Source organism: Bacteroides finegoldii DSM 17565 (assembly GCF_000156195.1).
In the GTDB taxonomy this organism is placed as follows: domain Bacteria; phylum Bacteroidota; class Bacteroidia; order Bacteroidales; family Bacteroidaceae; genus Bacteroides; species Bacteroides finegoldii.
Genome location: NZ_GG688326.1, coordinates 177,320 through 190,362, shown reverse-complemented (window position 1 = coordinate 190,362; position 13,043 = coordinate 177,320). Strand labels below are relative to the sequence as shown.

Sequence of the window (13,043 nt, the reverse complement as noted above, 5' to 3'; positions counted from 1 at the left end):
TTATCTGAAGATTGTTACTAATAAACTTGCCAATGAAATTAAAATAGAAGTAGCCGAAAACCATATACTTGTACTATTACTGATATCCGAATTGCGAGCCTTTGCCTTATTCGGAGTCACATAAACAATATCATTCTGCTGCAACCAATAGTAAGGAGAAAGAAGAGTTTCAGCCTTATTAAGATCCAGTGTTATGATTTGTTGTTTACCATTGGCATCTTCACGAATCAACTTTACATTGTCACGGATTCCATAAATGGTCATATCACCTGCCATGGCCAAAGCTTCCAATAAATTCACTTTCTCATTGCTGATAGTAAATGTACCGGGACTAGCGACTTCTCCTAATACGGAGATTTTGTAATTGACCATGCGTGCAGTAACAATCGGAGTTTCTTTTATGTAGGGTTTCAACTTTTCCACTATCATTTGCTCTACCTCCTTTTTGGTCAGTCCCCCGACTTTCAATGTCCCCAATACAGGAAAATTGATATTCCCCTCGTTATCCACCAGATAAGTCTGTTGGGAGGATTGGGAAGCGCCCTGTGAATTTCCGGCAGTCAAACCAGCAGAACCAGTCATTCCGAGGTTGAAAGGAGCCGCCAATTCAGGGTTCGTACATGATACCATGATAGTAAGTTGATCCTTAGGCATTATTCTGGCATCATACAGGGTTTCCTGTTGGGTAACCTGTCCCACAATTTCAGAATCCTGCAGGTAGGGAACTTTCTTGTATGACTGGCAGGAAGCAAGCAAAAAGAGTGCAAACAAGCAGGGAAGTATCCCACCGACTTTTTTCTGTATACTTGTAGCAATGCAAAATGAATTGTTCATAATATATTCTAGTTTATTATTCTTTATCCAACACCTCAAACCTCGGAGAATTCTTCGATTTGAACTCGGGCACCACCTTCTTCATCAACCGGACGGTATCCATGATCTTGACGGCACGGGACAACCTCTCGAACTCAGAATAAGTGTCAAGGATATCGGAATATTCATACCGGCGAACCTTAGCGATCATGATCTTTTTATTTTCAGTCGGAATCGTATTCTCCTTATCGCTCAGGACCTCTTCGTAAAGCTTCTCACCGGGACGTAAACCCGTGAACTCGATCTTTATGTCTTCACCGGGACGATAGCCAGCCAATTCAATCATACGGGTGGCCAGATCGACGATCTTGACTGCCTTGCCCATCTCAAAGACAAAGATCTCATTGCCCTCCCCCATAGTGGCGGCCTCCATCACCAGACGGCAGGCCTCGGGAATCGTCATAAAGAAACGGATGATATCAGGATGGGTGACGGTGACCGGACCGCCATTCTCTATCTGTTCCTTGAAACGGGGAATGACGGAACCGTTACTGCCCAATACATTTCCGAAACGCGTTGTGATGAATTTGGTACGCCCTTGCACTTTCCCCTCACGGATGGCACAACCCAGACTCTGCACGTAGATCTCGGCAAGGCGCTTGGAGCAGCCCATCACATTCGTTGGGTTAACAGCCTTGTCAGTAGAAACCATTATCATCTTCTCCGCACCGTATTCAACGGCCATGTCCGCAACCTGGCGGGAGCCGGTGACATTCACCAAAACCGCCTCACAGGGGTTTTCCTCCATCAAAGGAACATGCTTGTAGGCGGCGGCGTGGAAGACCACCTGGGGATGGTAATTTTCGAATACCATACGCACGCGCTCTTTAACACGGACGTCACCGATGACAGGAATGAAATCTATATCGGGATAATTCTTCTCGAATTCAAGACGCACATTATGCAAAGGGGTCTCAGCGGAATCAAACATGACAAGTTTACGGATGCCCAGACCGACAAGCTGGCGGCAAAGTTCGCTGCCTATGCTGCCTGCTGCACCGGTCACCAAAACGACTTTACCACGGAATTCCGCAGCCACCTGGCGAAGGTTGATATTGATTTCCGCACGGCCCAAAAGGTCCTCGATCTTGATGGGACGGACCCACTGGTGGAAGTTACCGTCAGAATCGGCCTCACTGATCGTCGGGGCTATCAGGGTCTTGAGATCATTGCTCTTGCAGTATTCCAAAAGACGGTTTTCCTCAAGACGGGTATCCTCATAACGGGAAAACAAAATACCTTTAATGCCACGCTTACGGATGATGTAATCCACATCGGAATCGTTTTCAAAATAATAAATGGGAAGATCGGCCAAACGGCGGCGGCTGTTGTTCCTGCCATAAACATAAAAGCCTGCCACCTTGTAATGGGAACTGTCCCTGAGACGAAGCTTCAGCGCCACACTCTCCTCGTCGGTGCCATAGATAAGGATACGGGTGTTCTTCTTGTTCACCCAGTCCAGCAATAGATCGTACGTGATGATGAGTGAAACACGAAAGACTGTCAGCGCAACCAGGGTCAGAAGACCGTCGAGAAGAAGGCAGGAAAAACGGTATTTATCGAACGCGGACGTTTCGGGGATAACCCAGAAAGAAACGGCAAGCAGGCAGACAGACTTGAACAATACGGCACACATGACACGCCAGAGCTCACGGGCCTGGGAAAAACGGATCGTGTTACGATACGTGTGGAACAACAAAGAGCCGACAACACTACCCAGCAAAGAAACGAGAACAAACTGACAAAAAACCCAGTCACTCACAGGTATATGTGCCATATAATGAATGACAGCATAAGCGATCAATGAACATACTACTGATATTGTCGTGTCAATACCCAAAATAATCCAATAGCTCAAATAGTTCTTACGAGCGTATTGAGCTATCCCCCTTAATGTCTTTTCCATTATAGTATAAACGATAAATTGTGTATCAGAGATACAAAGAAATATAATCAGATACTAAAATCAAGATTTCACCGATTCTACATAACCGATAGGCATATCCACACATGCACAGCCTAACAGATTCAGTCGCACGGCAATCTTAGTCTTACCATCTACATTGACCAGTTCACCCACCAGTCCGGTCAGAGGTCCCTTGATGACACGTACTTTTTCACCACGCGCCAAAGGGGAGCTGTTCATGCAAACAGCTTCTTCGGAATAATCAAGCATAAAACGGAAACGAGCCATCTGCTCATCGGGAATCACTGCCGGTGTGCTCTCACCCCGCATCACCATGTAGCGACTAACTGTAGAAAAACTAAGGACTTCCATACGCTCTTTCGGATCAACATGGACAAATACCATCATAGGAAGAAGAACGGCCTCTACTTTTTTACGCCGGTCGCTCCATTGATGAATCTCCTGTTGGACAGGAACAAAATTTTCAATCCCCATTTTGTCCAAACGCTCGGCAACTTTCTTCTCATGATGCATACGCACCATAGCTACATACCAGCGTTTAGAGTGTGCTACGCCTTCCCCTGTCCCATTACTAGGCCCAGCATTTACTGATTTTTGGCTTGTTAAAATCATGTTTTTTTACCCCATATACATCCGTTACTTTTTAGGTAACGGATAAAATGCATCAGAACATACTCTATAACGAAAACGGAAAGAATACAAGTATAAGGAGGGGCCAACCGGAAATTTGCTTGATGTTCAGCAAAATGAATTTAAAATCGGACAATAAAAAGTATAGGGCATGAAAATGAGTTCTTTTCATGCTCCGGGATTTTCTTATACTAAAATTTAAATAAAACGAAAAAAAATGTAGAATTGCTTGTTTGCTATTTATGTTTTTGGCTATCTTTGCAACAAATTTTACATCCGTTACCTAAAAAGTAATGGATATAGTTTATCACTGATTAACAGTTGATTATCTTTAATTATCCTTTCACATTACAATTTCTGATGTAAGATAAATTTCCTTTATTCACTTCTGTCCTTTCTTCCAGTCCGAAGCCTTTCAAATAAGTCTGTGTGGTTTTTATGGATTTATGTCCCAACGCCTCGCTAATCATTTCGATGGACACTCCCCGATACTTGGCAATAGTAGCCCACGAATGGCGTAATGTATAAGAGGTGACCGGAGATTTCAGATGCAACGCCCTCGCCAGCTCCTTCAGGCTGTTGTTAAACCAGCGAAGGGCAGACTGATATTCCCGGTAAGCCTTTTCATCCTTCCGTGACTTATCACCACAAAGAATATCAAGCAAATAATCCGGACAACCGGGTTGGGACTTCCGAACGCTCCGAAGTCGGTCGATCTTCACCATAGCACTATCCAACACTTCTACACTCATCGGCGTTTTCGTCTTGATACGATTATAGCGAAGTATATTATTTTCAAGAGCCGATTTTTCCAAATGTGCCAGATCGGCAAACGACATTCCACAAAGTTGGAACAGCAGGGAAGCAATGTCCTGAATGCGACGCAAACGTTCCGATCGGGGATCGTCAAACAAAAGCCTATGCAGTTCAGCAGCAGTCAAAGCCCTCTTCTGACAAACATCGATTCCCGTATAAGCCTCATGAAACAACCGCGGCACAAAAGGGGCATTACCCGCTTCCACCCCACGATTGTAAATGCTACGAAGCATACGCATATACGTAGAAATCGTATTAAGCTTCAATCCATTCTCGTAAAGATACTGCCCGTAAAGCCGCAGGCTCTCACGGGTGATTTGCCTGAACGACACATTACACGTACCACAAAACACACTGAAAGAAAAAAGAGCATTCTTATAGACATGCGCTGTAGAATATCTGCCTTCTTCACGTAAACGATCGATGTAGAGCTCGCCACACCGACTAAAACCTTTTTTGTTCGTCATTTGCACCATTAGTTATTTGATTATTATACCATTATTGGCAAGCAACAAAAGAACGAATCTTTTCGAAGATAGATCGCACTCTACAGAGAAAAAAGATATAATGTATTTTAATACATTCTTTATTTATTATATATATTAGTTGCCGGATGGGGTGCCGGAACGCATTTCGGGTATCTTCCGTATCCCCCATCAATAGGGCATTTCAGGAGGTATGAAGGGGTGCCGCGTGGGGTGCCGCTCAAAAGTGCGGTCGATTCAATATAAACGACCGTATATTTTGTACCAAACGACCGCCCGTTTACACTCGTCAGACCGTTCGATCGGTTCAAAACGAGCGGTCGTATTAATCAAAAGATACGCTCGTTTCATCCAACAGGAACGGCTGAAACAAAAATCATCCGGCTGAACCTAAAAAAAACGAAATAATTCTGTGCTTCTCACAAATTCTTCGTACCTTTACACTCCGGTAAAACAAGTTCTATCCACATAAAAGATAACAAAATGGAAAACAGAAGTTTAGTAACCATTGCCGAACATTCTAAAGAAAAAATCCTCTATATGCTCGAAATGGCGAAGCAGTTTGAAATGAATCCCAACCGCCGGTTATTGCAAGGAAAGGTAGTAGCAACCTTGTTCTTCGAACCTTCCACACGTACCCGCCTGAGTTTTGAAACAGCCGCCAACCGTCTCGGTGCACGTGTTATCGGATTTTCCGACCCGAAAGCGACCAGTTCTTCCAAAGGGGAGACACTAAAAGACACGATTATGATGGTGAGCAATTATGCGGACATTATCGTCATGCGCCACTATCTCGAAGGGGCCGCACGGTATGCCAGCGAGGTAGCTCCGGTGCCTATCGTCAATGCAGGAGACGGTGCCAACCAACATCCGTCACAAACCATGCTCGACCTCTATTCCATCTACAAAACACAGGGAACACTGGAAAACTTGAATATTTATCTGGTAGGAGATTTGAAGTACGGACGTACCGTGCACTCGCTGCTGATGGCCATGCGCCACTTCAACCCTACTTTCCATTTTATCGCTCCCGAAGAGTTGAAAATGCCGGAAGAGTACAAGCTCTATTGCAAGACTCACCAGATAAAGTATGTTGAGCACACAGATTTCACCGAAGAGATTATCGCTGATGCGGACATTCTGTACATGACCCGCGTGCAACGGGAGCGTTTCACCGATCTGATGGAATACGAACGTGTAAAGAACGTATATATCCTGCGCAACAAAATGCTGGAGAACACCCGTCCCAATCTGCGTATCCTGCATCCGCTGCCCCGTGTCAACGAGATTGCGTATGATGTGGATGACAACCCGAAAGCATACTATTTCCAACAGGCGCAAAATGGTCTGTATGCCCGCGAAGCAATTCTTTGCGATGTGTTAGGTATCACATTAGATGATGTTAAAAACGATATTTTATTATGAGCGAAAATAAACAAGCATTGCAAGTAGCTGCCCTGAAAAACGGGACAGTGATTGACCATATCCCTTCCGAAAAGCTCTTTACCGTAGTACAACTGCTCGGAGTGGAGCAAATGACCAGCAATATCACGATCGGATTCAACCTCGACAGTAAGAAGCTGGGTAAAAAAGGTATCATTAAGATTGCAGACAAGTTTTTCTGCGACGAGGAAATAAACCGTATATCGGTGGTGGCTCCGCACGTCAAGCTGAATATTATCCGCGATTATGAGGTGGTGGAAAAGAGGGAAGTGAAAATGCCGGATGAGCTTCATGGAATCGTAAAATGCGCCAATCCGAAATGTATCACGAACAATGAACCGATGGCTACGTTATTCCATGTGATAGACAAAGATAACTGTATCGTAAAATGTCATTATTGCGAAAAAGAACAAAAGCGTGAAGAGATCAGTATCCTATGAAACAAGATTGGAAACCTGGAACGATGATTTATCCGCTACCGGCTGTATTGGTCAGTTGCGGAAAAGAAGAAAGTGAATATAATATTATCACAGTGGCATGGACGGGCACGATTTGCACCAACCCGCCCATGTGCTATATATCCGTACGTCCGGAACGATACTCCCATGAGATTATTAAAAAGAACATGGAGTTCGTTATCAATCTGACAACAAAAGACATGGCTTTCGCCACAGACTGGTGCGGAGTACGTTCGGGGCGCAATTATCACAAATTCGAAGAAATGAAGCTGACTCCGGGACATTGCACTGTGGTCAGCGCTCCCTTGATTGAAGAGTCGCCTCTCTGCATTGAATGCCGTGTGAAAGAAATCGTCTCTCTAGGCTCGCATGATATGTTTATTGCAGACGTGGTGAATGTTCGGGCAGACGAGCGGAATCTGAATCCGGAAACCGGAAAACTTGAGTTGGCGGAAACCAACCCATTGGTATATGTACACGGCGGATATTATGAGCTTGGTGAGAAAATCGGAAAATTTGGTTGGAGTGTAGAGAAAAAGAAAAACTGACCCCAGATAATACGACCATGAATATGCTGCGTACAATTTTCCTTTTAGGTTTGCTGACCGTAGGCTGTATGGCTTTCGGTCAGAACTACAACGCAGAGAAGGTGGACCGTCCCAATACCAAGAAAATAAACTTTGGTATTAAGGCCGGATTCAACTCTTCCATGTTCCTGGTGTCCAAACTAAAAATCAAGGATGTGACTATCGATGAGGTGCAGAATAATTATAAAATCGGTTATTTCGGCGCCCTCTTCATGCGCATCAACATGAAGAAACATTTCATCCAGCCGGAAGTATCCTATAATGTGACCAAATGTGAGATCAGCTTCGATAAGCTGGGCTCACAGCACCCTGCTATCGAACCGGATTATGCGTCCGTACAATCTGTATTGCACAGTATCGACTTCCCTATTCTATACGGTTATAATGTTGTGAAAAAAGGACCTTACGGGATGTCTATTTTCGTAGGGCCCAAACTCCGTTATTTATGGGGGAAACATAATGAAATCACTTTCCGCAACTTCGACCAGAAAGGGATTCACGAAGAACTTTATCCGTTCAATGCCAGTGTGGTGATCGGTGTAGGGGTCAATATTTCGCGCATCTTCTTTGATTTCCGTTATGAGCAAGGAGTGGGAAACATATCCAAGTCGATTGTTTATGACAATATCAATTCCGATGGCAGCACGGGCGTGAGCAACATTACTTTCCATCGTCGCGACAGCGCGTTAAGTTTTTCGCTTGGCTTCATCCTTTAAGAATAAAATATCATTAAATCCCACTTTTTACTAACATTTTTCTTGTACTTCCTTCATTCTTTATTTATTTTCATTAACTTTGTGCGCTTAAAAATAGGTATCTCGAATTAAAAATTTAATCTTACTTTATAAAAGAATGAAAAGAGACGACTTAATTTTCGATATTATCGAAAAAGAGCATCAACGTCAGCTAAAAGGTATTGAGCTGATTGCATCAGAAAACTTCGTGAGCGACCAGGTAATGCAGGCAATGGGTTCTTGCCTGACCAACAAGTACGCAGAAGGTTATCCGGGCAAACGCTATTACGGAGGCTGTGAAGTAGTAGACCAGAGCGAGCAAATCGCTATCGACCGCTTGAAAGAGATTTTCGGTGCTGAATGGGCAAACGTACAGCCGCACTCCGGAGCACAGGCCAATGCAGCAGTTTTCCTGGCTGTACTGAATCCGGGCGACAAATTCATGGGACTGAACTTAGCTCACGGCGGACATCTCTCTCATGGTTCATTGGTGAATACTTCCGGTATCATTTATACTCCTTGCGAATACAATCTGAATAAAGAAACAGGACGGGTGGACTACGACCAGATGGAAGAAGTCGCTTTACGTGAGAAACCGAAAATGATTATCGGTGGCGGTTCCGCTTACTCTCGCGAATGGGACTACAAGCGTATGCGCGAAATCGCTGACAAAGTAGGCGCTATCCTGATGATCGATATGGCACACCCTGCCGGTCTGATTGCTGCCGGAATACTTGAAAATCCGGTTAAATATGCACACATTGTCACTTCGACTACACATAAGACACTTCGCGGACCTCGCGGCGGTGTTATCATGATGGGTAAAGATTTCCCTAACCCATGGGGTAAGAAAACTCCGAAGGGAGAAATCAAGATGATGTCTCAATTGCTGGATTCTGCCGTTTTCCCGGGTATTCAGGGCGGACCATTGGAACACGTTATTGCTGCCAAAGCGGTAGCTTTCGGTGAAATCCTACAACCTGAGTTCAAGGAATATGCAAAACAGGTACAGAAGAACGCTGCCGTACTTGCACAGGCTTTGATCGATCGTGGCTTTACAATTGTTTCCGGCGGTACGGACAATCACTCCATGCTGGTAGACCTGCGCAGCAAATATCCTGATTTGACAGGTAAAGTAGCGGAAAAGGCATTGGTTTCTGCCGACATTACCGTTAACAAGAACATGGTTCCGTTCGACAGCCGTTCCGCATTCCAGACTTCCGGTATCCGTTTGGGTACTCCTGCTATCACGACTCGTGGTGCTAAAGAAGACTTAATGCTTGAAATTGCTGAAATGATCGAGACTGTTTTGTCTAACGTAGAAAATGAAGAGGTGATCGCACAAGTCCGCGCACGTGTGAACGAAACGATGAAGAAATATCCTCTTTTCGCATACTAAATCAGAACTTTTCATAATATAATATTCAGAGTTTGTCCTTTATGAAAGGGCAAACTCTTTTTTTATTTATTGACGTTCTTCTCCGAACCATCCACACCCAAATTTGTTTTTCTTTTCTCCCCCTCTATATACAATCATCCCCGTCTTTCCGTACTTTCACACTAACTAAGTCCTTCTATTTCTCCATCGACAATATCAATATGCAATGCCTGCGGTTCTTTGGGCAGTCCCGGCATACGAAGGATTTCTCCGGCAATGGCTACAATCATTTCAGCTCCGTTATTGATAACTATATCTTTGATGTGGAACTCGAAGTTATTCACCGCACCGTATATTTTCGGATCGGCGGAGAACGAATACTGAGTCTTTGCAATACAAACCGGATAATGAGTGATTCCCATCTTCTCAATCAGTTTGATACGGTTGCGTGCGATACTGCTGTACGTGATCACACTGGCCCCATAAATATGGGTAGCCACTTTTTCGATCTTCTGCTGTATACTGTCTTCCTCCTTATACGTAAAAGTCAATGGCTCGGAAGGATTGTTTTCAATCATATCCACCACCAGACGCGCCATATCCACTGCTCCCTCTCCTCCTTCACTGAACGCATTGTTGATGGCAAAGCCCACTCCTAACTGTTCACAGTGCTCACGCAGCAGTTCCATCTCTTCTTCCGTGTCGGATGCGAACTTATTGAAAGCTACGACAACCGTCTGACCGAACGAGCGAAGATTGCGTACATGTTTATCCAAATTGCGCAAGCCTTCTTTCAGCCCATCCATATTCGGTTCCTTGATACGGTCAAGACTGACACCTCCGTGCATCTTCAATCCTTGCGCCGTAGCGACAATAACAGTGAGACGCGGCTGGAGTCCGCTCTTTCGACACTTGATATTGTAGAACTTCTCCGCACCAAGATCGGCACCGAATCCTGCTTCTGTAATCACATAGTCACCGAAAGTCATCGCCAATTTGGTGGCCAGAATGGAGTTGCAACCATGAGCGATATTCGCAAACGGACCGCCATGCACAAAAGCGGCAGTTCCTTCGGTTGTCTGCACCAGGTTAGGATGGATGGCATCTTTCAGTAATACGGTAATAGCACCCGCCACTCCCAAGTCTTTGACTGTAAAAGGCTGGTCATCATAAGTGAACCCGAGCAGGATATTTTCGATACGGCGACGCAAATCATTCACATCTTGAGCAAGACACAGAATAGCCATAATCTCCGAAGCCGGTGTAATATCAAACCCGGACTCTTGGGTGATACCGTTTGACTTCGGACCGAGCCCCACGACAATGCTGCGCAACGAACGGTCGTTCACGTCCAACACCCGACGCCAGAGTATTTCTTTGAGCCCGAAACCTTTTGCCTGATTCTGATAGAGGTAGTTATCCAACAAAGCAGAAATCATGTTATGAGCCGAAGTGATGGCATGAAAGTCTCCGGTAAAATGAAGATTGATCTTATCCATCGGGAGCACTTGGGCATATCCTCCTCCGGCAGCTCCCCCTTTCATTCCGAAGCACGGACCGAGAGACGGCTCACGCAGGGCGACAATCGCCTTCTTCCCTATTTTATTAAGTCCCAATGCAAGACCGATAGACACGGTAGTTTTGCCGATACCCGCTTTTGTAGCTGTAATGGCAGTGACCAGTATAAGATTGCTTTTCTTTACCTTCTCTTCATCAATCAACTGTTCGGGTATCTTTGCAATGTAGCGACCGTAATTTTCCACTTCATCACGAGGGATTCCGATACTTTCGGCAACCTGCTTCACTTTCTTCAGCTCAATGCTGCGAGCTATTTCTATGTCTGATTTCATACAGAATATGATTAGTTTTAGTTGAAAATGCAAAAGTAACAAATCTATGTAAAGCTGCAAAACTCTTTCCGCATAATAACTGTTGTATGTAACATAACCTAAACAACAACTTAATTATGGAATGGATTATTAATCAACTAAGGGTACACCCTGAGCTTGCTATCTTTCTCACGCTTTTCGCGGGATTCTGGTTGGGCAGACTCAAAATAGGGAAGTTCTCTCTAGGTACAGTGACCAGTGTTCTGCTAGTCGGAGTATTGGTAGGACAACTGAACATCACCGTAGACGGTCCGATGAAGGCCGTATTTTTTCTGTTATTTTTATTCGCCGTTGGCTATAAGGTAGGGCCGCAGTTCTTTCGGGGATTGAAAAAAGACGGTTTGCCACAGGTAGGATTCGCCGTATTGATGTGTATCGTCAGCCTGGTAGCCCCGTGGATACTTGCCAAAATCATGGGATATCACGTAGGAGAAGCCGCCGGATTACTGGCAGGATCACAAACTATCTCAGCCGTTATCGGTGTGGCGAGTGATACCATTAATCAGTTGGGTATCAGCGAGGCACAGAAAGCTACGTATATCAATGCCATTCCGGTAGCATACGCCGTGACTTATATCTTCGGTACGGCGGGATCGGCCTGGCTTCTGGCTTCTCTCGGGCCGAAAATATTAGGAGGGCTGGATAAGGTGAAAGCAGACTGCAAGGCATTGGAAGTGCAAATGGGAACATCGGAAGTAGACGAACCGGGATTCTCACCCGCACTCCGCCCGGTTGTATTCCGCGCTTATAAAATTACCAACGAATGGTTTGGAAAAGGAAAAAAGGTAAGCGAGCTGGAAACGTATCTGGCGGAAAAAGATAAACGGCTGTTTGTAGAGCGGGTCCGCCAACGGGGAATTGTAAAAGAGGTCAGTCCGGATCTGATTCTCCAACCGGAGGATGAAGTCGTTCTAAGCGGGCGACGTGAATTTGTGATTGGTGAAGAAGATTGGATCGGTCCGGAAGTGATTGACGCCCAATTGCTCGATTTCCCGGCGGAGACTCTCCCGGTAATGGTTACTCACCGCACTTTCGCAGGAGAGAAAGTCGCAACGATCAGATCACAGAAGTTCATGCACGGTGTCAGCATCCGTAGTATCAAGCGTGCAGGTATCAACGTGCCGGTGCTCGCTCAGACCGTAGTCGATTCGGGAGATATCCTCGAACTTACGGGCATGAAGCACGAAGTGGAAGCCGCCGCCAAACAAATGGGATATGTAGACCGGCCGACCAATCAGACTGACATGATTTTCGTAGGACTGGGAATCTTGGTCGGTGGCCTTATCGGGGCTCTTTCCATTCATCTGGGAGGTATCCCCATCAGTCTATCCACCAGTGGAGGCGCATTAATCGCAGGGCTTGTATTCGGCTGGCTGCGCAGTAAACACCCTACTTTCGGCGGTATCCCCGAACCTTCGCTATGGGTATTGAATAACGTAGGACTGAATATGTTTATCGCAGTGGTGGGCATTGCCGCCGGTCCCAGCTTTGTAGCCGGATTCAAGGATGTAGGTTTCAGCCTGTTTATTGTCGGTGCACTGGCTACGGCTATTCCATTGGTCAGCGGATTACTGATGGCAAAATATCTGTTCAAGTTCCACCCTGCCCTATCCTTGGGTTGCACGGCGGGAGCACGAACGACAACCGCTGCACTGGGAGCCATTCAGGATGCAGTGGAAAGCGATACTCCGGCTTTGGGATATACCGTGACGTATGCCGTAGGCAATACGCTGCTGATTATCTGGGGAGTGGTCATCGTACTGCTGATGTAAACCGGCAGTACTTACTGTTTCAGACAAATTATTTACTATTCTAACAAATAT

The 13,043-nt window shown here is 45.4% G+C and carries 11 protein-coding genes; 6 read left to right on the top strand and 5 right to left on the bottom strand.

The window, feature by feature from the left end; genetic code table 11:
* The 4 genes from BACFIN_RS06715 to BACFIN_RS06725 form a co-directional block, all read right to left on the bottom strand.
* Nucleotides 1-834: a polysaccharide biosynthesis/export family protein gene (locus BACFIN_RS06715; RefSeq protein ID WP_007755332.1), complete on the bottom strand. Its 834-nt coding sequence runs from the start codon at nt 832-834 to the stop codon at nt 1-3.
* Nucleotides 835-850: 16 nt separating this feature from the next.
* Nucleotides 851-2,779, bottom strand: coding sequence for a polysaccharide biosynthesis protein (locus BACFIN_RS0220015; protein WP_032839738.1), 1,929 nt, complete (start codon nt 2,777-2,779; stop codon nt 851-853).
* Nucleotides 2,780-2,839: 60 nt separating this feature from the next.
* Nucleotides 2,840-3,412 (bottom strand): UpxY family transcription antiterminator, encoded by a 573-nt coding sequence (locus BACFIN_RS06720; protein WP_007755324.1) that lies wholly within the window; start codon nt 3,410-3,412, stop codon nt 2,840-2,842.
* 353 nt (nt 3,413-3,765) lie between these two features.
* Nucleotides 3,766-4,713 (bottom strand): tyrosine-type recombinase/integrase, encoded by a 948-nt coding sequence (locus tag BACFIN_RS06725; RefSeq protein ID WP_032839754.1) that lies wholly within the window; start codon nt 4,711-4,713, stop codon nt 3,766-3,768.
* 501 nt (nt 4,714-5,214) lie between these two features.
* On the opposite strand from BACFIN_RS06725, the gene pyrB reads away from it, so the two are divergent.
* The 5 genes from pyrB (at nt 5,215) to glyA (ending at nt 9,352) form a co-directional block, all read left to right on the top strand.
* A complete protein-coding gene (gene pyrB, locus BACFIN_RS06730) occupies nt 5,215-6,156 on the top strand; it encodes an aspartate carbamoyltransferase (RefSeq protein WP_007755317.1) in 942 nt (313 codons plus the stop codon).
* On the top strand, nt 6,153-6,614 hold the full coding sequence (pyrI, locus tag BACFIN_RS06735) for an aspartate carbamoyltransferase regulatory subunit (RefSeq protein WP_007755315.1): 462 nt from the start codon (nt 6,153-6,155) through the stop codon (nt 6,612-6,614). Before pyrB ends, pyrI begins: the two co-directional genes overlap by 4 nt.
* A complete protein-coding gene (locus tag BACFIN_RS06740; protein ID WP_007755313.1) occupies nt 6,611-7,180 on the top strand; it encodes a flavin reductase family protein in 570 nt (189 codons plus the stop codon). Before pyrI ends, BACFIN_RS06740 begins: the two co-directional genes overlap by 4 nt.
* Before the next feature lie 17 nt (nt 7,181-7,197).
* Complete coding sequence (locus tag BACFIN_RS06745) at nt 7,198-7,935, top strand: porin family protein (protein ID WP_007755310.1); 738 nt, start codon at nt 7,198-7,200, stop codon at nt 7,933-7,935.
* A 136-nt stretch (nt 7,936-8,071) separates the two neighbouring features.
* A complete protein-coding gene (gene glyA / locus BACFIN_RS06750) occupies nt 8,072-9,352 on the top strand; it encodes a serine hydroxymethyltransferase (protein WP_007755307.1) in 1,281 nt (426 codons plus the stop codon).
* A 161-nt stretch (nt 9,353-9,513) separates the two neighbouring features.
* Here the strand turns inward: glyA and BACFIN_RS06755 are convergent, their stop codons facing one another.
* The gene (locus BACFIN_RS06755; RefSeq protein WP_007755304.1) at nt 9,514-11,181 is read right to left on the bottom strand and encodes a formate--tetrahydrofolate ligase; all 1,668 of its coding nucleotides are present in this window, start codon (nt 11,179-11,181) and stop codon (nt 9,514-9,516) included.
* 116 nt (nt 11,182-11,297) lie between these two features.
* Between BACFIN_RS06755 and aspT the strand changes: the two genes are divergently transcribed.
* The gene (aspT, locus tag BACFIN_RS06760) at nt 11,298-12,992 is read left to right on the top strand and encodes an aspartate-alanine antiporter (protein ID WP_007755302.1); all 1,695 of its coding nucleotides are present in this window, start codon (nt 11,298-11,300) and stop codon (nt 12,990-12,992) included.
* Nucleotides 12,993-13,043: the final 51 nt, after the last annotated feature.